This is a genomic window from Bacillus spizizenii TU-B-10, assembly GCF_000227465.1.
GTDB lineage: Bacteria > Bacillota > Bacilli > Bacillales > Bacillaceae > Bacillus > Bacillus spizizenii.
In genome coordinates, this window is record NC_016047.1 from 3,044,470 (window position 1) to 3,066,588 (window position 22,119).

The 22,119-nt window shown below is 42.8% G+C and carries 23 protein-coding genes; 5 read left to right on the forward strand and 18 right to left on the reverse strand.

The window, feature by feature from the left end:
• Nucleotides 1–32 precede the first annotated feature (32 nt).
• The gene (locus GYO_RS37195; protein ID WP_003223352.1) at nucleotides 33–368 is read right to left on the reverse strand and encodes a DUF4257 domain-containing protein; all 336 of its coding nucleotides are present in this window, start codon (nucleotides 366–368) and stop codon (nucleotides 33–35) included.
• 392 nt (nucleotides 369–760) lie between these two features.
• Between GYO_RS37195 and ytvA the strand changes: the two genes are divergently transcribed.
• On the forward strand, nucleotides 761–1,546 hold the full coding sequence (gene ytvA / locus GYO_RS37200) for a YtvA family blue-light photoreceptor (RefSeq protein WP_014114852.1): 786 nt from the start codon (nucleotides 761–763) through the stop codon (nucleotides 1,544–1,546).
• A 30-nt stretch (nucleotides 1,547–1,576) separates the two neighbouring features.
• Here the strand turns inward: ytvA and GYO_RS37205 are convergent, their stop codons facing one another.
• The gene (locus GYO_RS37205) at nucleotides 1,577–2,770 is read right to left on the reverse strand and encodes an MDR family MFS transporter (protein WP_014114853.1); all 1,194 of its coding nucleotides are present in this window, start codon (nucleotides 2,768–2,770) and stop codon (nucleotides 1,577–1,579) included.
• A gap of 188 nt (nucleotides 2,771–2,958) precedes the next feature.
• Here GYO_RS37205 and GYO_RS37210 point away from each other — a divergent pair, with 188 nt between their 5' ends.
• Complete coding sequence (locus tag GYO_RS37210; RefSeq protein ID WP_014114854.1) at nucleotides 2,959–3,705, forward strand: LMBR1 domain-containing protein; 747 nt, start codon at nucleotides 2,959–2,961, stop codon at nucleotides 3,703–3,705.
• A gap of 36 nt (nucleotides 3,706–3,741) precedes the next feature.
• Here the strand turns inward: GYO_RS37210 and bceB are convergent, their stop codons facing one another.
• The 12 genes from bceB to GYO_RS37270 form a co-directional block, all read right to left on the reverse strand.
• Nucleotides 3,742–5,682, reverse strand: a complete 1,941-nt coding sequence (gene bceB, locus GYO_RS37215; protein ID WP_014114855.1) for a bacitracin ABC transporter permease BceB — start codon at nucleotides 5,680–5,682, stop codon at nucleotides 3,742–3,744.
• Nucleotides 5,672–6,433 carry a bacitracin ABC transporter ATP-binding protein BceA gene (gene bceA, locus GYO_RS37220; RefSeq protein WP_014114856.1) on the reverse strand — a complete coding sequence of 254 codons (762 nt, stop codon included), beginning with the start codon at nucleotides 6,431–6,433 and terminating at the stop codon, nucleotides 5,672–5,674. Before bceA ends, bceB begins: the two co-directional genes overlap by 11 nt.
• Before the next feature lie 101 nt (nucleotides 6,434–6,534).
• Nucleotides 6,535–7,539: a two-component sensor histidine kinase BceS gene (bceS, locus tag GYO_RS37225; protein WP_014114857.1), complete on the reverse strand. Its 1,005-nt coding sequence runs from the start codon at nucleotides 7,537–7,539 to the stop codon at nucleotides 6,535–6,537.
• Nucleotides 7,532–8,227 (reverse strand): two-component response regulator BceR, encoded by a 696-nt coding sequence (gene bceR, locus GYO_RS37230; protein WP_014114858.1) that lies wholly within the window; start codon nucleotides 8,225–8,227, stop codon nucleotides 7,532–7,534. The genes bceS and bceR overlap by 8 nt, the downstream gene beginning before the upstream one ends.
• Before the next feature lie 96 nt (nucleotides 8,228–8,323).
• Nucleotides 8,324–9,634 (reverse strand): ABC transporter permease YtrF, encoded by a 1,311-nt coding sequence (ytrF, locus tag GYO_RS37235; RefSeq protein ID WP_014114859.1) that lies wholly within the window; start codon nucleotides 9,632–9,634, stop codon nucleotides 8,324–8,326.
• Entirely contained in the window at nucleotides 9,624–10,319 is a 696-nt protein-coding gene (ytrE, locus tag GYO_RS37240; RefSeq protein ID WP_014114860.1) for an ABC transporter ATP-binding protein YtrE, read from the reverse strand. The genes ytrF and ytrE overlap by 11 nt, the downstream gene beginning before the upstream one ends.
• Nucleotides 10,320–10,333: 14 nt before the next feature.
• Nucleotides 10,334–11,311: an ABC transporter permease gene (locus GYO_RS37245; RefSeq protein WP_014114861.1), complete on the reverse strand. Its 978-nt coding sequence runs from the start codon at nucleotides 11,309–11,311 to the stop codon at nucleotides 10,334–10,336.
• A gap of 30 nt (nucleotides 11,312–11,341) precedes the next feature.
• Nucleotides 11,342–12,328, reverse strand: a complete 987-nt coding sequence (gene ytrC / locus GYO_RS37250; RefSeq protein WP_014114862.1) for an ABC transporter permease YtrC — start codon at nucleotides 12,326–12,328, stop codon at nucleotides 11,342–11,344.
• On the reverse strand, nucleotides 12,322–13,200 hold the full coding sequence (gene ytrB, locus GYO_RS37255) for an ABC transporter ATP-binding protein YtrB (protein ID WP_014114863.1): 879 nt from the start codon (nucleotides 13,198–13,200) through the stop codon (nucleotides 12,322–12,324). Before ytrB ends, ytrC begins: the two co-directional genes overlap by 7 nt.
• A complete protein-coding gene (gene ytrA, locus GYO_RS37260; RefSeq protein WP_003223328.1) occupies nucleotides 13,193–13,585 on the reverse strand; it encodes a GntR family transcriptional regulator YtrA in 393 nt (130 codons plus the stop codon). Before ytrA ends, ytrB begins: the two co-directional genes overlap by 8 nt.
• Before the next feature lie 32 nt (nucleotides 13,586–13,617).
• Complete coding sequence (locus GYO_RS43825; RefSeq protein ID WP_014114864.1) at nucleotides 13,618–13,755, reverse strand: hypothetical protein; 138 nt, start codon at nucleotides 13,753–13,755, stop codon at nucleotides 13,618–13,620.
• 154 nt (nucleotides 13,756–13,909) lie between these two features.
• Nucleotides 13,910–14,182 carry a YtzC family protein gene (locus tag GYO_RS37270; protein ID WP_003223324.1) on the reverse strand — a complete coding sequence of 91 codons (273 nt, stop codon included), beginning with the start codon at nucleotides 14,180–14,182 and terminating at the stop codon, nucleotides 13,910–13,912.
• 161 nt (nucleotides 14,183–14,343) lie between these two features.
• On the opposite strand from GYO_RS37270, the gene mnmL reads away from it, so the two are divergent.
• Nucleotides 14,344–15,312, forward strand: coding sequence for a tRNA modification radical SAM protein MnmL/YtqA (gene mnmL / locus GYO_RS37275; RefSeq protein WP_014114865.1), 969 nt, complete (start codon nucleotides 14,344–14,346; stop codon nucleotides 15,310–15,312).
• Nucleotides 15,309–15,893 (forward strand): tRNA 5-(aminomethyl)-2-thiouridylate-methyltransferase MnmM, encoded by a 585-nt coding sequence (gene mnmM, locus GYO_RS37280; protein WP_014114866.1) that lies wholly within the window; start codon nucleotides 15,309–15,311, stop codon nucleotides 15,891–15,893. The genes mnmL and mnmM overlap by 4 nt, the downstream gene beginning before the upstream one ends.
• Here mnmM and tbcS read toward each other — a convergent pair.
• Together tbcS and ytpA are read right to left on the reverse strand one after the other, a co-directional pair.
• Nucleotides 15,883–16,989 (reverse strand): tetraprenyl-beta-curcumene synthase, encoded by a 1,107-nt coding sequence (gene tbcS, locus GYO_RS37285; protein WP_014114867.1) that lies wholly within the window; start codon nucleotides 16,987–16,989, stop codon nucleotides 15,883–15,885. The genes mnmM and tbcS overlap by 11 nt on opposite strands.
• A 20-nt stretch (nucleotides 16,990–17,009) precedes the next feature.
• On the reverse strand, nucleotides 17,010–17,789 hold the full coding sequence (gene ytpA / locus GYO_RS37290) for a phospholipase YtpA (RefSeq protein ID WP_041521047.1): 780 nt from the start codon (nucleotides 17,787–17,789) through the stop codon (nucleotides 17,010–17,012).
• A gap of 48 nt (nucleotides 17,790–17,837) precedes the next feature.
• On the opposite strand from ytpA, the gene GYO_RS37295 reads away from it, so the two are divergent.
• Nucleotides 17,838–18,353 (forward strand): gamma carbonic anhydrase, encoded by a 516-nt coding sequence (locus GYO_RS37295; protein WP_041521048.1) that lies wholly within the window; start codon nucleotides 17,838–17,840, stop codon nucleotides 18,351–18,353.
• A 259-nt stretch (nucleotides 18,354–18,612) separates the two neighbouring features.
• On the opposite strand, the gene alaP is transcribed toward GYO_RS37295, so the two are convergent.
• Together alaP and asnB are read right to left on the reverse strand one after the other, a co-directional pair.
• Entirely contained in the window at nucleotides 18,613–20,004 is a 1,392-nt protein-coding gene (gene alaP / locus GYO_RS37300) for an alanine permease AlaP (protein ID WP_014114870.1), read from the reverse strand.
• 136 nt (nucleotides 20,005–20,140) lie between these two features.
• Nucleotides 20,141–22,039: an asparagine synthase (glutamine-hydrolyzing) gene (gene asnB, locus GYO_RS37305; protein WP_014114871.1), complete on the reverse strand. Its 1,899-nt coding sequence runs from the start codon at nucleotides 22,037–22,039 to the stop codon at nucleotides 20,141–20,143.
• Between the last annotated feature and the right edge of the window lie 80 nt (nucleotides 22,040–22,119).

The following is a 22,119-nucleotide window of genomic DNA, read 5'->3' on the forward strand; positions in this document are numbered from 1 at the left end:
ATGTACCCTGAACGGGCGAAGATTGAGGACAATTATTCGGGTGGAGTTTTGGTTTGACGTTTGGACTCGGCCGGTTCGCCTCCGCTGTTCATTTCTCTCACAAAGTCAAAACTTCTGAGAACAGCTTCACCGCCGTAGCCTGAGATAATGGATAAGATGACAAGTTGAATTCCTGAATCGGGGTCAGCGGATAATACAAGTAAAATGGAAGCTGTCATTCCGATAAACCAATCTTCCAAAAATCCAAGGTAGATAAACCGCTTCGTCATTCTGGGCTTCTCCAGCCTGCCTCTCTTTTTCACATGACCGAGAATCCCCATGATTCCTCCAATTACACAAGCAATAAGTACCTGATGCAGCATCTTCATCATCACCTTCCTAAAGCCCTTATTTCGTAAAGCGACTTCAGGCCATCCAGCCCCCTTAAACGATTCCGATGATTTTCGATATCTACATACTGGCAAATCTGAAAAAAGCTTGTTTCTTCCATTATATGTGAACACATGATCGGTAAGCTTGATGCATTGGATTCATTTTTCACCCAGTGACATTGACCTAGTCACTCATTTAGCTACTTCCGTTCATATGTTCAATCTCTGTTCTTATTTTTAGTGTATACGAGGACAAGCCTTGATGACAAACAACAAACTGCGCTTGCTTGAATCAGAACATGTGTTGTGCTACGGTTACTGTAGAATTCATTAAAAAAGGGGAATACCAGGCTTTCGCACAGTTAGCTGACAGCCTAAGGGGGATTTATATGGCTAGTTTTCAATCATTTGGAGTACAAGGACAGCTGGAAGTCATCAAAAAAGCGCTTGATCACGCGCGAGTCGGTGTGGTAATTACAGATCCTGCACTTGAAGATAATCCTATTGTCTACGTAAACCAAGGCTTTGTTCAAATGACCGGCTATGAAGCCGGAGAGATTTTAGGAAAGAACTGCCGCTTCTTACAGGGGAAACACACAGACCCCGCTGAAGTAGACAACATCAGAATCGCTTTGCAAAATAAAGAACCGGTTACCGTTCAGATCCAAAACTACAAAAAAGACGGAACGATGTTCTGGAATGAATTGAGTATTGATCCGCTGGAGATCGAAGACAAGACCTATTTTGTCGGAATTCAAAAAGACATCACCCAGCAAAAAGAGTATGAAAAACTTCTCGAGGATTCCCTCACAGAAATTACTGCACTTTCAACGCCTATTGTCCCGATTCGCAACGGCATTTCGGCTCTTCCGCTAGTCGGCAACCTGACAGAGGAGCGATTTAATTCCATCGTCAGCACATTGACGAATATCTTATCAACATCCAAAGATGATTATTTGATCATTGATTTATCAGGATTAGCCCAAGTAAATGAACAAACCGCCGACCAGATTTTCAAGCTGAGCCATTTGCTGAAATTGACCGGAACCGAATTAATCATTACTGGCATTAAGCCAGAATTGGCTATGAAAATGAATAAACTGGACGCCAATTTTTCATCGCTGAAAACATATTCAAATGTAAAGGATGCCGTTAACGTGCTTCCGATTATGTAAAAAGATCCCGCTCATCCAGCGGGATCTTTATTATGAAGAGATTGATGCTTGCTTATTTGTTTCTTTAGCCGGTTTTATCCGTTTGTCATATAAAAGCGTCGTGGCAATACTGATCAACAGCAAAACCAAAAGAGATAAGACAAGAGCCTGAATGCCGAAATGATCGACAAGCAAACCGCCGAACAACGGACCAATCATTCTGCCACCTGTCGCCGCGCTGTTGACAAAGCCTTGGTAAAATCCTTCCTTCCCTTTAGGGGCAAGCTGGTTGGCAATCGTCGGCACCGCAGGCCAGACAAGCATTTCCCCTATGGTCAGGATCACCATAGCAGCCAGAAACATCGGGAAATGCTTTGCCGTCAGCAGCATGCTGAAGGATACAATGAAAATGATAAATCCGATGACCATTTGCGCTTTCAGCGACTCCGCCCATTTTTTCACTACAAAGCTGACAAGCGGCTGGCCAAGCACAATTAAAATCCCGTTAACCGTCCACAGCACGCTATATAAGGAAAGAGATATTCCAATGCTTTGTGTGTACGAAGCAATTGTGGTAGACCACTGAGAATAAGCCAGCCATCCGAGTACATAGCCGCTGCTTAATATGATGAGCGCAGCAAATTTTGCTTTGCCGTTTACGGCATCATAATCAAGCACCGATGTTTGAGACGCATCCTTCGTCTGAATATTTCGAAATCCGAAATATACGATAAAGAAAAAGGCCAGATACAATGCAGCATTCGCCAAAAATACGTATGAAAATGAGAAAGACGCCACGACTCCGCCAAGTGCTGACCCAACGGCCACACCCGCGTTTTGCGCAACATATATCGCATTAAATGCCTTCCTTCCCCCTTCAGGCCACACCGATCCAGCCATTGCGTAGCTGGCCGGAAAAACAACACCGGAACCAAAGCCCACAATCGTCAGCAGCACAATATAGGCCGGCCACTCATGAAAAAAGACAAGGCCCATCAGGCTTGCTAACGTAATCGCAATCCCAAGCATAATCGATTTAAAGCCGCCGATTTTATCAAACAAAAAACCGCCGCATAAATTTCCTGCCACACTGGCGCCGGAATTCAGCATCAGCACAAGTCCGGCTACTGTTAATGACTTTCCTAAATGATTATGGATATAAATCGTATTCAGCGGCCATAAAAAAGAAGCACCCGTCACATTAATAAACATTCCAATGATTAAAATTTTAAGAGCACGCGGCACACTAATCCCCCTTTCTTACCTAAAAAAGCTCATGAAAAAAACGAAACCTAAAACGGCTCCGTACGAATCGAGTTATCATAGCACATTCATTCTATCTGTCTATCTCACATTTTTCAACTGATGAGCGTGAAAAAATCTAACAAATATTGTTCAGAAAATGTAAAATAAATAGAAAAAGGGGGCATTTTATGGAAATGACATTAGCATTTTTAGGTTTTCTTGCATGTCTCATTTCGCTTGGCTATGGATTGTATCACCTTGTCAGATATGTGCTGAAAAAGGAGAAACGTTTCTCTAAGAAACTCTTTTGGCCGCTTTTGATAGGAGGCCTGGTGCTGCTCTTCACCGGAGCAGGATTGTCAGAACCTGATGCTGCTGCAGCAAATGCTGAGAAAAAATATTCAGCGCTAAACGCCGAATATAAAAGTCTCACAAAAGAGCATGAAGCACTTGAGAAAGAATATAAATCTGTCAGCTCAGAAGCAAAGAAATTGAAAGACAACACAGAAAATCAGGACAAGCTTGAGCAGATTGAAAAAGAGAATAGCGAACTAAAAAAGACTCAGAAATCATTAAAAGCTGAGATTAAAGAGCTTCAAGAAAATCAAAAACAGCTCAAAGAAGATACAAAAACGGTTAAGGCTGAAAATGAAACACTCCAACAAGATAACACAAAGCTTGAAAAGCAATTGAAAGAGGCAAAAAGCCAAACTGCCAGTTCTCATGAAGACACTGGAAATTCTTCAAGCCATACCTATAAAAATGATGAAGCCAAAACAGCTGACACAGCAGAAGGCTGTAATATTAAAGGAAGCAAAAACGGCATTTACCACACGCCGGGCAGTACATACTATGACCGGACAACCGACCCGGCTGAAATGTTTTGTTCAGTTGAAGAAGCTGAAGCCGCCGGTTACCGGGCGCCAAAACGATAAACAAAAAGCTCCAGAATCTCTGGAGCTTTTGCTGTTTCACAACGACGATTTAATAACCTTCTTATAATAAAGAACTGACAGAAAACCAAAAATCGAGTAGAGCGCAGTATATAACACCATCACCACTATCATCGGCGTCCAGACCTCAGATCCGAATAAGAACCAGCCGGATTGGACGGCAAAGTAGCTGTGGAAGAGACCGACAACCAGTGGAATGCCGAAGTTGTACATTTGTTTGATTCGTATCCCCTTTATCAGGTCGCCCTGCGTAAAACCGAGTTTTCTCAAAATCGTATAATTCGGTTTTTCATCTTCACTTTCACCCATTTGTTTAAAGTAAAGGATACACCCCGAGGTGATGAGAAATGTTAATCCTAAGAAACCAACGATGAACATGACCATACCAAAAAGAGATTTTTGCGCAATACTTGTATCCAGCCTTGATAAATGCAGATCTTTCTTGTTCACCTTTTGAAAAAGCTCATTTGCTTTTTCAAGCTGATCTCCATGTTTCATATTAATGCCGATAAATTCAGATTGCGCCAGCTGAATGCGAGGGTCTTTATCTTTATTCAGCTGTTTAAACAGATTGTCATCCACTATGACTGCGGGCAGTCCCCCGCCTGTAAACGTGTAGGATACAAGAAACTCATCTCTTAATCCTTTATAGTGTAATGGTTGCGTTTCATGCTTGCTGTTTACTTTAATGCTGCCCGAGTCTTTTAAAACCATTATTTTTTGCAGCAAGTCGGTGTATCCTGAGAAAACCGCCTCCCCAGCCGCCACATCGACTCCGTTTACATCTTTGTCGCTAACAACAGCAAGCTGTAATTTGCTAGGATCCCCCTGCATCTCTTTCGGGGTTCCATCCATGATATTTGTGAGATCAAAAGACGATTGCAGGACAGGCATTTCTTTTTTGACGTACGAAATGTCATTTTCACTCAAACTGCTTTCAAATCGTTTGGCATCTTTCTCATTCATGAATGAAAAGTCAGCTGCTACATTTTGTTCAGCAGTTTTTTCTGCCGAGTAATACGAAATATAAGCGAGCGATAACAGCCCGATGGCGAGCGCTGAAACGGTTGTAATAATCGTCAATAGCAACGCGTTCGATTTCATTCTGAACATGATTGATGACAGTGACAGGACCTCAGAAATATTTAAGTAGCCGCCCTTGCTTTTTCGAATGATGTTCGAGATAAACGTAACCGATCCTTTATAAAACAAAAACGTCCCGATAATGACGCTCCCCAGGATGAAGCTCATCGCACCAAACAGTTCATTAATGGTCTTAAATTTTCCGCCAAACAGCTCAGAAGACACATAGTATCCTGTCAAAATCAGCACGATGCCTAAAGCGCCGATCAGCATCTGGAAAAATGATATTTTCTTCACTTTATCTTCAGTGGAAGACGCCACTTTAAATAAAGATAATATACTTTGTTTTTTGATAAACGTATAATTCATGACCATAATCAAAAGGTAAATGCCGCAAAATACAATGATCGTTTGGATCAATGCTTGCTCGGAAAAATGCAGTTTCGCATCAGCTTTGACATCGACAATTTTGAACAGAATCATCAGGACAAGCTTCGATATCGAAAACCCAGCCACTACCCCCATCGCTAGGGAACCGAAATACAGCATGATATTTTCTGCACTTAAGATACGAAAGATTTTATGCTTCGTCATTCCGATTAATTGAAACAGCCCGATTTCTTTACTCCGTCTTTTAATAAAAATCGTATTGGCATATAAAATGAAGATTGCCACTACAGCCACAAGCAAAATCGAAGCAGTTTTAATGGCCGCGGCTCCCTTGATTGAAGCCTTCACTTCGTTAATCGCAGGATCATATTGGAGCGTGACAAAAGCGAAATAAAGCGCCACGCTAAAAATGAGCGCAAACACATACAGATAGTAATTCCGAAGGTTCTTTTTCAAATTTCGCAGGATGAGCTGATTAATGTTCATGCTGCACCCCGCCTAACACGCCTTGCGTTTTCATGATATCCTGGAAAAACGTCTGTCTGTCTTGGCCTCCTTTATTCAGCTGTGTATACATTTGCCCGTCCTTAATAAAAATGACTCTCCCGCAGTAGCTTGCGGCGACGGGATCATGGGTGACCATAATGATCGTGGCGTGGCGTTTCTGATTGAGCTGACTCAGCTTGTTTAATAGATCAGAGGCTGATTTCGAATCGAGCGCTCCGGTCGGTTCATCAGCGAAAATAATGCTCGGGTCATGTATAAACGCTCTGCCGGCCGATGTTCTCTGCTTCTGGCCTCCGGAAATTTCATTCGGGTACTTATCCCGCAATTCATAAATTCCCAATTCCTTTGCAACTTCCTCAAATTTGCGATTGGCTTCCTTTTTTGATAGTTTCGTGATCGATAATGGCAGAAGGATATTCTCTTTCACTGTCAATGTGTCTAACAAATTGTAATCTTGAAAGATAAAGCCTAAATGCTGTTTTCTAAATTCAGCCAGCTGCTTTTCCTTCATAGAAGTCATTTCATTTCCGTTAATGTTGATCGTTCCGTGACTGACCTGATCAATCGAAGACAGCACGTTAAGCAATGTGGTTTTCCCGGACCCTGATGCCCCCATAATACTGACAAATTCGCCTTTTTGGATATGGATATCAATGCCTTTGAGCACTTCTTGTTTATTCAGTTTGTTTCCATAGCTTTTTCGAATTTTATTTGCTTGTAAAATCATCATTTCTATAATCTCCTTTATATTGGATAATCTCATTATAAAAAGGAATGCCGGGCTTTTCCTTCGATACTGCGAACAAAAAAGAAAAGCATGTGACATTTTCGTCACATGCTTATGACACGTTCAAATTGATTCCGTTTCGGAAAGGTTAATGTAAAAACGGTCCCCACACCGAACTCCGAATCAACATCAATATGGATCAATAACGGCGCCGCGGCTTTTTTCGCCAAGTACAGCCCCATGCCTGTGGACGCTTGATCATGGTGGTCCGTTGTAGATGTAAATCCTTTATCAAAAATACGCGGCACATCTTTTTGATCAATGCCCCTGCCACAGTCTTTCACTTGGAGCTGCGTCCGTTCCCCTTTTTGAGTGCTTTTGATTTCTATCTCAGAGGCTTCGCTGTATTTCACCGCGTTTGTCAGCAGCTGTCTGATGATAAACGCCAGCCATTTTGCATCGCTCAGCACTTCTTCAGCCTCCAGCTGAATATCAAAGCCGATCCCTTTTTGGATACACCACGATTGTAAATCTTTGATTTCCTTGAAGATCAAAGGCTGAAGCTGAATAAATTCCACAGACAGATCGTTTTCAATAAATGATATGCGTTTTTGATGAAGCTGCTGATCTAAAAGCAGGTGAATACGCAGCCATTCATATGATAGCTGGGATTTCAAAGCTTGGTTTTCCATTCTATCAATGATTAAATGCATCGCTGTCAATGGGGTTTTGACCTCATGGATCCATGCCATCAGCTCATCTTTTTCATTTTCCAATGCCAAGCGATGCCGGGCAGCGGTTTGCTTCAAGTGTTCCGTTTGCCCGGTAATGCTTCTTTCAACCATCGATTCAAACGGCGTTTCCGGTTCATTTATCGCTGTCACATCAAGATGATTCTCCCATGTTTGCAGGCTTTTATAAAACGCCGTTTCTTTCCGATAGCGGAACCAAAGGAATATGATAAAAAACAAGCCACACAAATACACCATATAAAGAACATTTTCAAATGAAATGGAAGGATCAACAAAAGCAATGACTAACATCAAAGCCTGCTGAAACAAAAACACGGCAATCCAGCTTCGCCTTTCAGTGAGGAATGCTTTAATCATAGAAATGATCTTCTTCCTTCGCCATGTAGCCTTGGCCGACCTTTGTCTCGATATACGTGCCAAGCTGCAGGGCATCCAGTTTTTTCCGTAGGCGGTTGACATTGACGGTCAGCGTATTATCACTCACAAACCGCTCATCGTTCCACAAGCTTCTGATCAGCTCTTCCCGGCTGACGATCTTGTTTTTTTGTTCTATTAGCTGTTTTAAAATGAACATTTCATTTTTAGTCAGTTCAACAGAGCCTTTGTCATTGCTGACGAGGTTCTGCTCTGCGTCTATGGCAGCACCGCACCATGTTTTGATCGTGCTCGGCTCCGTATTATAATGATGCACGCGCCGGAAAATCGCTTGGATTTTCGCAATCAGCACATCAAAGTGAAATGGCTTTTGAATAAAGTCGTCTGCTCCGAGCTGCATAGACATCACCATATCAGCAGGATGATCACGGGAAGATAAAAAGAGAATCGGTACATTTGACCGGGAGCGGATCAGCCGGCACCAATGAAATCCATCGAATTTAGGCAGCTGGACATCAATAATGACACAATCAGGCTTAACCGCCGCAAATTCCTGTAGCACTTGACTGAAATCCTGAATGCCGTATACATCATAAGACCATCCCGTTAAACGATCCTTGATTTCATGAAACAGCGATTCATCATCTTCAATCAGCAAAAGTTTAAACAATCGACTCACCGCACTTTTTCCTTTTTTATCAAGTGTATAGCAAAACACCTTCATACGCTATAGAGAAAGCCGGCTGTCTCAGCCGGCTCGTACGCATTATAATTCTCTTCTCAACGCAGTCAGCACGTTGGTTTTAGTCGCTTTTCTTGCCGGGTTCATACCGGAAATCACCGCAACCCCTCCGCAAATCACAACGGCAATGATCACAAGGCTGCCCGGGATATACGAGAATGTGTAATTCAAATCGCCCGCTTCGCCTCCGCTTGTCGCCGCGAGAATCATTGGAACGGCCAGGTTGACAAGGTAGCTCACGCCGTAAGAAATGATAATCCCAATCACACAGCCTAAAATCCCGATATACGCGCTTTCCATCAAGAACATTCGGCGAATAATAGACGGACTCGCTCCAATCGCTTTCATAATGCCAATCTCCTGCGTTCTTTCTGTAACTGCCATCGTCATCGTGTTAAAAATGCCGATTGCTGAGATGATAACAGCAATACATCCGACAAAGATCAGGCCGATTTTGAAGACCATGAAGAAGGTGTTGACTCCTTCAAGCTCGGTCGTAACTGATGTGACATAGTATCCATCATCTGTCAGATCATTTGTCAGCTGTTCCACGTTCTCAAATTTATCAGCAAAAACGCTAATGTTATTTTCAACATTTCCGCCTTTAAAATCTAAGAATTCCGAAAAATCCTTCTTGAATTGATCACTGATGAAAATGTTTGAGTCCTCCATCCAATCTTGAGATGGCTTTTTTGCAATACCGACAATTTTAAAGTCATATGTTTTTGTTTTTTCAACATCCCCTGTTTTAGGATCTGTTTTTGATACACTTAATTCAATCGTTTTGTTCAGAATATCTTTCGTATAGCCTTCTGGTTCTTTTATATCTTCCGGGTTTCCTTTTGCTTCCTCGATTTTTTTGTTATACTCTTCCGATTCTTTTTTCGTCAATAATCTCTTTGCAAAGTCGTATCCTACTACGATTTCATTTTCCGACTTTGCGACTCTTCCTTTTTCCAACTCCATATTGGCCTTTAGTTCATCATTCATATTGGTAAAGATTAAATTAGAGCTTTCATTTGTACGATTGCCTAAAGTTGCTTTGTTTGGTTCATACACTTGCGTTCTTTCTACAACTGACCTTACATGATCGTACTTCTCTAAATCAGCTTTTTTAATGGGCTTATCGCCTTCCTTGCCCATTACACTGACTTTAGTCACAACCTGCTGGCTCATTGTGATATCCGTAATCGTCTTTTGAATGCCGAATCCAACCGATGACAGCACCACTAAAAACGCACACGCCATTGTTGTCGCAAGAATTGTCATAAAGACACGCAGCCTGTTTTTCTTCATATTTCTTCTGATAAAATGAACCTGATCCTTAAACCTCAACGGTAATTCCCCCTTTTAACACACCGTCATGAAGCTGAAATTTTGAATGTCCGATGGAAGCCACTTCATCATCGTGAGTAATAATCACAAATGTAATGCCCCGCTCACGGTTTAGCTGTTGAATCAAATTCAGCACTTCCTGTTCCGTTTCTGAATCAAGGCTTCCCGTCGGCTCATCCGCTAAAATAATGGATGGGTTTAAAATCAATGCTCGCGCAATACTGACACGCTGCTGCTGGCCGCCCGACAGTTCATTCGGATAATGAGCGGCGTGATTTTCCAAACCAACGCGTTTCAGCATGTCCTGCACCTTTTGCTTGCGCTCAGATGGTTTAATCCCTTTTAACGCCAGCGGCATTTCAACATTTTCATACGTCGTTAACCCCGGGATAAGCTGAAAGCTTTGAAAAATAAACCCGAAATGGTCAAGCCGAAATTGCGCCCATTCCTTTTCATTAAATCCCGTAACATCAGTGCCATTAATGACAATCCGTCCTTTTGACGGCGATATGTAACCGGAAATTAAATTCAAAAGCGTGGATTTTCCTGAGCCGCTTCGCCCGACAATACAGGCGATTTCACCTTTCGCCACGCTTAAGGAAACACCCTTCAATACTGGAACTTCATTCTCACGGCCCTTTTTTCCGATCGTGAAAGAATGGTCGATATGCTGAACATCAATCATATATTCTCTCTCCCTTACAACTGTTTTGTTTTTTTATAAATCGCAAAATAACTGATGAAGAAACCAATCACAGCGCCTGCAGCCATGCCGACGACATAGCCGGCAAAGCTCTCGCTTGCAGCGTATCCAAAGTAGCCGAAGCCCAAAATGCCAATAATAATGACGATCACTTGCACCGGGCGATCCAATGCTTTCCACAAAAAGAAATATCCATTTCGTTCATTAGACAGTTTGACGAAACTGATGTAGCCGATGATGTAGAACATGATGCTCATCACAGCTGGAATCACTAAATAATGCGGTGAATCCTCAACCCAGTTTGGAACAACATATGTGATCGGAAATATATACTGCATCCATTCAGGTATAGGGAAATCTAAAAATCCCGCTCTCCCGCCAAAAAGGATATCCATATTAATCGCAGGAAGGGTAATCACTAAAAAAGGCAAGATGGTGACAGTAAATGAGACCAGCAGCTGTGCAAAAATATGGCCTGTCAAAGCTCCTCCAGCCATAACCAAAGAATAAGCCAGCATGCTGATGATGATCATACCAAGGCTGTAGTGATGAAAATTAGCAACCTGATCAGGCTTCAAAAGCATAACCAGCAAAACAGCTAATCCATACCCCGTGATTTGTGAAACCACAATCACCATTCCGCCCATCATAAACTTTGCGTTAAATACCTGCCCACGTGTATAAGGAAGGCTTAATGTAAAATCAAACAAGCCCTTGCTTCGTTCAATCCCAAGCTGGCTGACCGCCAAAACGACACCCCAAATCCAAAACAGTGAGATAAATGTGCCGTTTAAATAGTTAATCGTAAATACGCAGGTTCCGACCCACTCGTTCTGATTAGCCACGCAGCCTTGATATGAGATGTACGTATTTAAAACGGTAAAAGGATTGCTAAGCATAAATACCAAAAAAATCATGATGAGCAGAGCTTTATTTTGCTTCCACTCTTTATAAAACAGCCCGGAATCCGGCACATTACTTCCCTCCAAACCGAAAGCATGATCTTAATTTTTCGTTTTCTTATAAATGGAGAAGTAGCTCACAAAGAATCCAACCACCGCTCCAATGACCATTCCAAAAATATAACCAATAATGGACTGTCCGGCAGAGTATCCAAATAAACCAAAACCAAGAATACCGAAAGCCATAACCAGAATTTGTACAGGACGGTCTAATCTGTTCCAAAGGAAAAAGTGTCCGTTTCGCTCACTTGGATGCTTTTTGAAGCTTATATAGCCAATCAAGTAAAACAGAATGCTCATAGCAGCTGGAATCATTAGAATATATTTACTATCGATAAGCCAGTCACTTGCAACATAACCAATGGGCACAAGATATAATAAATTGCTTGCCAGAGAGAAATAAGCTTCAGGAGAAGGGAACATTTCCCATATACTAACACCAAAAACAATTTCAAAGTTTCCTACCGGCAAAGCAACAATTAAATACGGTAATACCGCTGCAGCAAATGCCGTTAATAACTGGGCAAAAACATTCCCCGTTAATGCACCGGCGGCCATCAACAAACAATAAGCCATAAAACTAATCACGATTACTCCAACACTGCTGTGCTCAAAAAAGTAGACGTGTTCAGGGTTATAGACAAGAATCAGCAGCCATGCGAGTAGAAAGCCAATCAATTGCGACAGCACAATCACAATACCGCCTAACCAAAATTTCGTCTGAAAAATCTGGCTTCTGTTATAAGGGAGGCTTAATATAAAATCCATCGTGCCTTTCGAACGTTCCATTCCCAGGAAGCAAACCGCCAAAATGACACCCGGCACCCAGTTGATATCTATCAGATTGCTCCTATGATAATTTACAATAAAATCACAATATTGCGGGTCTTGATGAGCCAGACACCCTTGATAAGACAAATACGTATTAACGATAGAAAGCGGATTTGCCAGCACTAAAAACACAATACTTAACAAAAGCACCACTTGATTCTGCTTCCACTCTCGATAGAGGAGACCTCGGTCTACCATCTCCGCTTCCCTCCAAACTTCGCAATGAATACTTCTTCCAAGTTGACAGGAAGCTCATTCCACACTTTTGGCTTCAGTTCTCTCAAAAAGCTCTTGTTCTCCTCATCGCTTTTCGGGATCAGCACCGTGTAAAACACACCGGCCTGATCGAGCATCGGAATGTTTTTCTCTCTGATGGCCAAATTGACATCTGTATCAAACGCCATTTGAATTTTAATGTATTCTTCTTTTAATTCATCAAGATCCATGACATTTGTCAGTCTGTTATCTTCGAGAAAACCAATTCGGTTGCACATCCGCTCTATGTCCTCAAGCCGGTGAGAGGTAATCAGAATGCTCGTATCACGCTCAGCCACTTCATCGACCATCAGCTGCAGCACATCATGTCTTGTCACCGCGTCTATTCCATCCGTCGGCTCATCAAGGAGAATGAGCGCCGGTCTCGCCGCAAACGACAGAACGAGCGACAGCTGTTTTTTCAAACCTGTCGACAGCTCGCGGTATTTTTTCGTTTCTGGAATTTCATACCTGTTCATCAGCTCATTCGCATACGTAACATCAAATTTCGGATAAATTCTTCTTAGGATATCGACTAGCTGCTTGTATGTATACTTGTCGTAAAAAGGATTTTGAACAGGCATGTAGATGATATTCTGTTTGACCTTCGGATGCTTTTTGATTTCTACGCCATCAAACAAAATCGTCCCGCTGTCGGCGAAAATGATTTGCTGGATTAAGCGAAGCATCGTCGTTTTGCCTGACCCATTGCGGCCGAGCAGCCCGAAGATTTCTCCTTTTTCAATTGTTAATGAAACATCTTTTAATACTTGATTGCCGTCAATCGTTTTTGACAGCTGCCGTAGTTCAATCATTTTCTACGCCTCCCTTCACATCAGCGCTGATTTCCTTTATCCATTCTTGCAGTTTCTCCAGCTCAACCCCTGCATAGTGTGCATCGATGATGAGCTGTTTGAGTTGCTCTTTAATCATCGTCATCTTCCCTTCAACCAGTGTCGTTTTTGCATTCTCCGATATATAGGTCCCTCTGCCCCGAAGCGTTTCAATAATCCCCTCTCGCTCAAGCTCTTTATACGCTTTGCTGACAGTGTTCGGATTCGCAATAATGATCGTCGCCAATTCTCTGACAGAAGGAAGCTTATCACCAGGCTTCATGATCCCTTTCAAACAAAGCTCTTTCATCTGCTGAATAATTTGTTCGTAAATGGGTGTTGAGCTTCTTGGATCGATTTGAATCATTTACTTCCCTACTTTCTATACGATCTGAACCTTTATAAATAAAACTGATCAATTATACTTTTTTGCCATTCAAAACCGATCATCACAAGAACAAGAAAAAAAGAACAAGCGATCACAGATGCAGCGATCAGCATCGGCAAGTTACGTTTGCTTCGTTTTTTATGTTTCATAACTGCCTCCCTTTAATTTCAATATATAAATGACTTTTCATCAGTGTCTATAGTGTATTACTTCAATTAGTACACTTAATACAATAAATACTTTGATCCACAAAGTCAATCCCTTTTTACAAAAAAACGGACCCTTATCAAAAGGGTCCGTTTCTTACACATCAAGAGGTTGCTGCAGGATCATATTATTTTGCAAAGCTTGAAGCTGAAGTCTCATTCTGTACAGCTGTTCTCTCTGCTGATCATTTGACGACAGCCACAGCTTATTTAAGGCATTTACCGCATTTTCAAGCTGCATTTGTGCATCACTGTATTCTTGGTCATTATAATGCTCTTGTTTAGAAGCGATTGTCAGCTGTTCTTCAGCATAATCATATGCCTGCATACATTGCTGGAGATGTTCATCTACTGATTGTCTTGTTGCCACAGTAACCCCTCCTCTTGGTAATGGAAATAATCCATCATTCATATTGTAGCCCCATCTCACTTCGTTCAATAAAGTAATTTATGGTCGATATTCATTTGTTCTCTTGTGAAATGCGTGCTACAATTTTAGGATGCAATCGTACGCAAGGAGGCACATGAATTGTGATGCAGAACAATCCTTTTCCTTATTCAAATACGGAAAAACGCTATCATACATTGAATTATCATCTCAGAGAACATTTCGGCCATAAGGTGTTTAAAGTGGCGCTTGACGGCGGTTTTGACTGTCCGAACCGGGACGGCACCGTTGCCCACGGCGGCTGTACATTTTGCAGTGCAGCAGGCTCCGGCGATTTTGCCGGGAACCGGGCCGATGATTTAATTACGCAATTCCATGACATCAAAAACCGTATGCACGAAAAATGGAAGGACGGCAAATACATCGCTTATTTTCAGGCTTTCACCAACACGCACGCGCCGGTTGAGGTGCTTCGTGAGAAGTTTGAATCTGTCCTCGCGCTTGATGATGTGGTCGGCATTTCGATCGCCACACGTCCGGACTGTCTGCCCGATGATGTCGTTGACTATTTGGCAGAGCTGAATGAACGCACGTATTTGTGGGTGGAGCTTGGGCTTCAAACGGTTCATGAACGGACTGCTCTTCTGATCAACCGCGCACATGATTTTAACTGCTATGTGGAAGGCGTCAATAAATTAAGAAAACACGGCATACGTGTCTGCTCGCACATTATCAACGGATTGCCTTTGGAAGACCGGGACATGATGATGGAAACTGCTAAGGCCGTCGCAGATTTGGACGTCCAAGGCATTAAAATTCATCTGCTGCACCTATTGAAAGGCACGCCGATGGTCAAGCAATATGAAAAGGGAAAGCTGGAATTTCTTTCTCAAGATGATTATGTTCAGCTCGTCTGCGATCAGCTTGAAATCATTCCGCCTGAAATGATTGTCCACCGCATTACAGGTGACGGACCGATAGAATTGATGATCGGGCCGATGTGGAGCGTCAACAAATGGGAAGTGCTTGGCGCCATTAATAAAGAGCTTGAAAATCGTGGCAGCTATCAAGGGAAGTTCTTCCAGCATCTTGAGGAGGAATCAGCCCTATGATTTTGAAAAAAATTCTTCCTTACAGCAAAGAACTGCTGAAAATGGCCGCGGGAGAAGGAGATATCGCCGTAGATGCAACGATGGGCAACGGGCATGATACGCAGTTTTTAGCGGAGCTTGTCGGTGAAAACGGCCATGTGTACGCATTCGACATCCAAGAATCAGCCGTGGCCAATACGAAGGAACGGCTCGGTGAGACATATCAAGCGCGAACAACGTTATTTCACAAAAGCCATGACAAAATTGCTGAATCCCTTCCGCCGGAAACACATGGCAAAGTGGCGGCCGCTGTATTTAACCTCGGCTATTTGCCGGGCGGGGACAAATCGATTACAACGAACGGCAATTCAACAATCAAAGCAATTGAACAGCTTCTCAGCATCATGAAAGATGAAGGCCTGATTGTTTTGGTCGTCTATCATGGTCACCCGGAAGGCAAAGCTGAAAAAAACGACGTGCTTGACTTTTGCCGGAACTTGGATCAGCAAGCCGCCCGTGTTTTAACATACGGATTTATCAATCAACAAAATGACCCGCCATTTATTGTCGCCATCGAAAAAAAAGCTCAAATCAGCAAATGATTTGAGCTTTTTTCTTTGAGTTTTTCATCCAGCCCATTTTTTGGAATTTCCGGTAGGCTCTGCCGTTTATATAAAAGAAAAAGGAGGTTTTTCCGCTTGCTTTGATCAGCTTCTTCGCGAGCCGGCCTATTTCCTTTTGGCCAGCCACTTTATCATCTGACAAATAAACGCCCAGCAAGCCGCGATTGATTAAACGATGGAAGTTTTCATGCGGAATGCCTTGTAAATGTTCGTCGGCTTTTTGGATAAAGTGTTCAAGCCGCTTCATCATTTCTTCATGCGACTCGTAATACGAGCAGAAATTTAAGTCCCCTTCCAGCAAGTCCTCCTCTTGATCAATCAAATAATCAAGCAGAATGTGAAGCCCTTGTATGTAAGGAAAATAACTATTGCGGATTTTTTTAGCGGTGTTTTCTGTGAAATCAGGCTGGAACGAATACGCAACAAGACAGAATATGCCTAACGTAGAGCCTGCACAGGCTGAAAATTCATACCATTCCATCTTCTCAGGCAGCTCAGATTCATATTGAGTAAACCACTTCTCAAGCCGCGGAACACGCTCATGCTCAATGACGTGCTTATGCACCTGCAAATCGCAATAATAGCCGCACAGTTCAAGCAGATAAGGTTTAATCATGTCGTAGTGCTCAATTGAACCAAGAACACGCTGGCACGTTTTGACCAGTTCATGCAAATATCCGCTGTCATCCTGTTCTTCTCTGAATTGATAATAATTTTGCGGTTCCGCTCCCACTGTCAGTGCGTCCTGCATTGAGGTGTGGAGCATCCGAAAATCCTGCGGGTCAAGTGAGGTGCTGCGGTCGCACAGATTGTCCAGATAATCACTGATCGTTTGATACGCGATGATAAACTCGACGCATTTCTGCTTTTGATTGCCTGACAATAAGGCAAGTATGCCGCCGCCCTCACAGTGGAACGTTTTGTCTCGAATACTTGCGGTTGCCTGTGCTTTTAATTCACTGTTATAAATTGATTCTGATTTTTGCTTCCAAATGTCCAGCTCTTGATGAACGAGCGGAAATATATCTCGATATACTTTTGCCATCAGTCCAAAAGGATGTTCTGGTACTGTCAACACATGCACCCCCAACTAGTTCAAATATATTGATCAGTAAACGCTCTTGCTGCTTTAAAGACATCTTCTCTTTCGGGTTCATTAAATATTTCATGATAAAGCCCTTCCCACTCTCTGTACGCTTTATTATGGGAAGCTACACCTGAAAACCACTTAATGACCATCGTTTTGTCAACAAGCTTATCGTCACCGGCCTGCATCACAAGAAGCGGCACTCGTAAAAACGCATCTGTCGGCACCATCGCTGACTCAATAGTTTTTAAAAGCTCTCTGTACCATCTGACAGAAACTTTCCTGACGTATAACGAGTCATTTTGGTCGGCCTCGATGACGTCCTCATTACGCGTCGCCATATCAATTGATAATCCCGAATCAACCTTAAGCGACGGAGCGATGACATTCAGGCCTCTGGATGCAAGGTCAAGCGCTTTATTGACTTTAATTTGCAGTCCGAGACACGGTGATGATAAAATAATTCCCGTAATACGGGGATTTCTTTGCTGTTTAAACCATTCAATCGCGACCAGGCCGCCCATGCTGTGACCGAGAAGAAAAACCGGCAGCTCAAAGGTTCGTGCTTTATCTATCCAAGTATCTACTTCATCAATGTATTCTTGAAATGAGCGAATATGACCTCTGGCCCTTGTGGTTGTCCCCTGACCCGGCAAGTCGCCCATGACAACGTGATAACCCGAAGATCTCCACATTTCAATCAGCCATTTATATCGTCCGTGATATTCACTTGCCCCGTGGATCATCACAATCACGGCGACAGGTCTGTCTGCTTTCCAGGTCCACATGCTCTTCACCTCATACGAAATTTAAATAGAGAAAGAAGGATGAATACTATGATCTACCCTTATAAGGAACACATGCCAGATATCCACCCAACAGCCTTTGTAGCTGATAATGCAACCATTACCGGTGATGTCGTTATCGGAGAACAGTCCAGCATTTGGTTTTCTGTTGTCATAAGGGGAGATGTCGCGCCGACTAGAATCGGAAACAGAGTCAATATCCAAGATTTAAGTTGCCTCCATCAAAGCTCGAACCGGACGCTTCTCATTGAAGATGACGCCACGATAGGCCATCAGGTTACACTTCATAGCGCTGTTATCCGCAAGAACGCCTTAATTGGTATGGGCTCAATCATCTTAGACGGAGCCGAAATTGGCGAAGGCGCCTTTATTGGTGCCGGCAGTCTTGTCCCGCCGGGAAAGATCATTCCGCCTGGCCATCTCGCTTTTGGCCGTCCTGCAAAAGTCATCCGCCCTTTGACCGAAGAAGACCGACAAGATATGCAAAGAATACGGTCGGAATATGTAGCAAAGGGCCAATACTATAAATCACTTCAACAAACATAAGACCTGCTTCGTCTTACTTTACCATTTTTCAAATTATGTTTGAAAGCAATAACCATTGTTTACCCGGACGTCATGACAGTTCGGGTTTTGATTTCTCCATAAAACGTTCACATACGGCATCAAACGTATGGCTTTTATCTTATCATAAAACTTGTTCCGCAACTGTAAGCTACTTCTGCAAAAAAACATATTCCTATTCTTTCCTGTTCTCTATTTTCTATGAGCACACACAAAAAGAGCCCGCTGGGAGCTCTTTTGGTCAGCTGATATTTCGTTCGTTGGCAGCAGCCGCATTTTTCTTATGAAAACCTTTTCCATAATACACGGCAAGTAAGATAAGAAACCAAATCGGCCCGACAATCACGGCTACCCTTGTATCGGGACTGTAAGCCATAAGAATAACGACAAATGCTAAAAATGCCAAAGATACATAAGACGTAAACGGAAAGAAAGGCATTTTGTATTTTAAGTGTTTCTTTTCTTCCGGCCGCAAGCTTTTCCGGTATCTAATTTGAGAAAGCAAAATAATCGCCCACGTCCAAATCGCTCCGAATGTTGCAATGCTTGTGACCCAAGTAAACACCTTTGCAGGTACAACATAGTTTAACAGCACTCCGACTAATAAAGCGCCCGCTGAAGCCAGAACAGCTTTACCCGGGATGCCGCCTTTCGTCAGCTGCCCGTATGCTTGTGGTGCCTCACCCTGCTCCGCTAAGTTAAACAGCATCCGCCCTGTGCTGAAAATGCCGCTGTTGCATGAAGACAGCGCAGCCGTCAAGACGACAAAGTTAATGATGCCTGCTGCCGATGGAATGCCCACTTTTTCAAATGTGAGGACAAACGGGCTTCCTTGTGAGCCAATTTCCTGCCATGGGTAAATAGACATAATGACAAATAAAGCGCCTACATAAAAAATCAAAATACGCCAAAATACCGTATCAATTGCTTTGGCCAACGATTTTTGCGGGTTTTTCACTTCACCAGCCGTCACCCCGATCATTTCAATCCCTAAATAGGCGAACATCACCATTTGAAGTGACAATAAAACCCCTTTTATTCCATGTGGGAAAAATCCTCCGTTGTTCCACAAGTTGCTGATTCCGGTTGCAATGCCTCCATTGCCGACCCCTGCGATGATCATCAATAAACCGACAGCAATCATTGATAAGATTGCAACAATTTTAATCAAAGCGAACCAAAATTCCAGCTCTCCGTAAGCTTTGACAGCCAAGAAATTAACACCCGTCATAATGACCAGCGCCGATAATGCCCAAATCCAGTTTGGCACGTCCGGAAACCAGTACCCCATATAAATCCCGACAGCAGTGATTTCAGCCATACAGGTGACAACCCATAAAAACCAGTAGTTCCACCCTGTTAAATAACCTGCAAGCGGTCCCAAATAATCACGGGCATAGCGGCTGAAGGAGCCAGCGACCGGTTTTTGAATGGCCATTTCTCCAAGCGCTCTCATAATAAAAAACATGACCAGGCCGCTTATGGCATACGCTCCCAAAATACCCGGCCCTGCTAATTGAATAGCTGATGCGGAGCCGAGGAACAATCCCACTCCTATAGCAGCCCCTAAAGACATTAAAGAAATATGCCTTTCTTCGAGTCCGCGGTGCAGCTCTTGTTTTTGTTTTTGCATGCTTTCTTCTCCCCTAGAAAAAAATATCAATAAATTATTTTTCTGAATTTTTCGTGTAGATTGGGTAAATCAATGATGATGGAGAAATAAAAGGATAATAACAAGGCTTTCGACGAATCGAAAGCCTTGTTGTCTGTTACACAAAGATGACTTCTTTAGGCTGATGGCTCAGCTCTTCAGGCATATACCGTTTTTCGATATTGATGCTGTGCCAAATCATAAAGATCAGTACAGTCCAGATTTTACGGCTGTTATCAGCCTTGTCCGCACAATGGTCTTCAAGAAGCTGAAGAACATAATCCTTGTGGATATAAGCATCCGTTTGGCTTTCCTGAATCATGTTCCGCACCCATTCGTTCATTTCGTTTTTCAGCCAATGACGAATCGGTACAGGGAAACCAAGCTTTTTGCGGTTTAATACGTGCTCAGGCACAATTCCTTCAGCGGCTTTGCGAAGAAGATACTTCGTCGTGCCGTTCTTCGTTTTCAGCTCATCAGGAATTTTTGAAGCGACGTCAAATACGACTTTATCCAAGAACGGCACACGCAGTTCCAAAGAATTCGCCATCGTCATTTTATCCGCTTTTAACAAAATATCGCCGCGCATCCAAGTGTGGATATCGACATACTGCATTTTGTTGATATCGCTGTATGAGCTGCTTTCTGTAAAGTAAGTTTTTGTCACATCACGATATGAAAGATTCGGATTATAATGCTTCAGCAGCTGTTTTTTAACAGATTCCTCGAAAATTTTCGCGTTACCGATATAACGATCCTGAAGCGGAGTACAACCGCGCTCAAGCAGGCTCTTTCCTCTCATACCTTCAGGCATAACAGCCGCAACGTGCAGAAGCATCTTTTTCAGGCCTGACGGAATGCGTTCAAACGGTTTAAGCGAAAGCGGCTCACGGTAAATGTTATATCCGCCGAAGAGCTCATCCGCACCTTCACCTGATAAAGCAACCGTTACATGTTTTTTCGCTTCTTTTGCAACAAAGTACAACGGAATCGCTGCAGGATCAGCAAGCGGATCATCAAAATGCCATACGATCTTCGGAAGCTCGTTCATGTATTCCTCAGGCGAAATGACTTTACTGATATTTTCAATGCCAAGTGCCGCTGCAGTTTCTTTCGCTACATCGACTTCACTAAAGCCCTGCTGTTCAAATCCGACAGAGAATGTTTTTAAGCTTGGATGAAATTCCTTCGCAACGGATACAATAAAGGAAGAATCAATTCCGCCAGACAGGAATGAACCGACAGGAACGTCACTTCTCATATGAACGTTTACAGAGTCATAGATCGCGTCTCTGACTTCTTTCACAAGCTTGTCTTCTTCAGTCTGAACTGGCTTAAAGTTCGCTTTGAAATACGTTTTGAATGTGATATCGCCGTCCGGGCGGATTGTGAACTGTGAACCCGGCTCTACTTTTTTCACATTGGCATCAAGCGTGTTTGGTTCAGGAACGAATTGGAAAGACATGTACTGCTGCAATGCCTCTTTATCTATTTCAATATCATTCTGAGCAACCATTAAACTTTTTCTCTCTGAGGCAAAATAAACCTGATCATTGATCGTTGTGTAATACAACGGTTTAATGCCGAATGGATCTCTTGCTCCATAAAGCACATGATCGTTTTTATTCCAAATCAGAAAGGCAAACATACCGCGGAGTTTGGACGCCGCTTCTTCTTTGTAGTGACGGTAAGTCGCAAGAAGAACCTCTGTGTCCGAATCCGTGTTGAATGTATACCCCTTTGCTTCAAGTTCTTCTCTCAGTTCAATATAGTTATAGATTTCTCCGTTAAAGATAATCCAATATGTTTCATCTTCATATGATAAAGGCTGTCCGCCATTTTCTACATCAATAATGCTGAGCCGTCTGAATCCGAATCCAACGTGCTCATCATGGAAATATCCATCACTGTCAGGACCGCGGTGAACGATCATTTGGTTCATTTGTTTGATTAGTTCTTCTTGATCAGCGGTTTGAGCTAACGGATGCTTGTTAAAAACCCCGACAAATCCACACATAGTATTGCCTCCATAATTAAAATTGTCATCATTGAACCCCTATTTATAGACGCTGTGAATAGTATTTGGTTTCACGGTTA

Coding starts and splice junctions, on each gene's coding strand:
- GYO_RS37195 (WP_003223352.1), bottom strand. CDS start 368: ATGAAGATGCTGCATCAGGTACTTATTGCTTGTGTAATTGGAGGAATC.
- ytvA (WP_014114852.1), top strand. CDS start 761: ATGGCTAGTTTTCAATCATTTGGAGTACAAGGACAGCTGGAAGTCATC.
- GYO_RS37210 (WP_014114854.1), top strand. CDS start 2,959: ATGGAAATGACATTAGCATTTTTAGGTTTTCTTGCATGTCTCATTTCG.
- bceB (WP_014114855.1), bottom strand. CDS start 5,682: ATGAACATTAATCAGCTCATCCTGCGAAATTTGAAAAAGAACCTTCGG.
- bceA (WP_014114856.1), bottom strand. CDS start 6,433: ATGATGATTTTACAAGCAAATAAAATTCGAAAAAGCTATGGAAACAAA.
- bceS (WP_014114857.1), bottom strand. CDS start 7,539: ATGATTAAAGCATTCCTCACTGAAAGGCGAAGCTGGATTGCCGTGTTT.
- ytrE (WP_014114860.1), bottom strand. CDS start 10,319: ATGATTGATGTTCAGCATATCGACCATTCTTTCACGATCGGAAAAAAG.
- ytrC (WP_014114862.1), bottom strand. CDS start 12,328: ATGGTAGACCGAGGTCTCCTCTATCGAGAGTGGAAGCAGAATCAAGTG.
- ytrB (WP_014114863.1), bottom strand. CDS start 13,200: ATGATTGAACTACGGCAGCTGTCAAAAACGATTGACGGCAATCAAGTA.
- ytrA (WP_003223328.1), bottom strand. CDS start 13,585: ATGATTCAAATCGATCCAAGAAGCTCAACACCCATTTACGAACAAATT.
- GYO_RS43825 (WP_014114864.1), bottom strand. CDS start 13,755: ATGAAACATAAAAAACGAAGCAAACGTAACTTGCCGATGCTGATCGCT.
- mnmM (WP_014114866.1), top strand. CDS start 15,309: ATGATTTTGAAAAAAATTCTTCCTTACAGCAAAGAACTGCTGAAAATG.
- ytpA (WP_041521047.1), bottom strand. CDS start 17,789: ATGTGGACCTGGAAAGCAGACAGACCTGTCGCCGTGATTGTGATGATC.
- GYO_RS37295 (WP_041521048.1), top strand. CDS start 17,838: ATGATCTACCCTTATAAGGAACACATGCCAGATATCCACCCAACAGCC.
- alaP (WP_014114870.1), bottom strand. CDS start 20,004: ATGCAAAAACAAAAACAAGAGCTGCACCGCGGACTCGAAGAAAGGCAT.
- asnB (WP_014114871.1), bottom strand. CDS start 22,039: ATGTGTGGATTTGTCGGGGTTTTTAACAAGCATCCGTTAGCTCAAACC.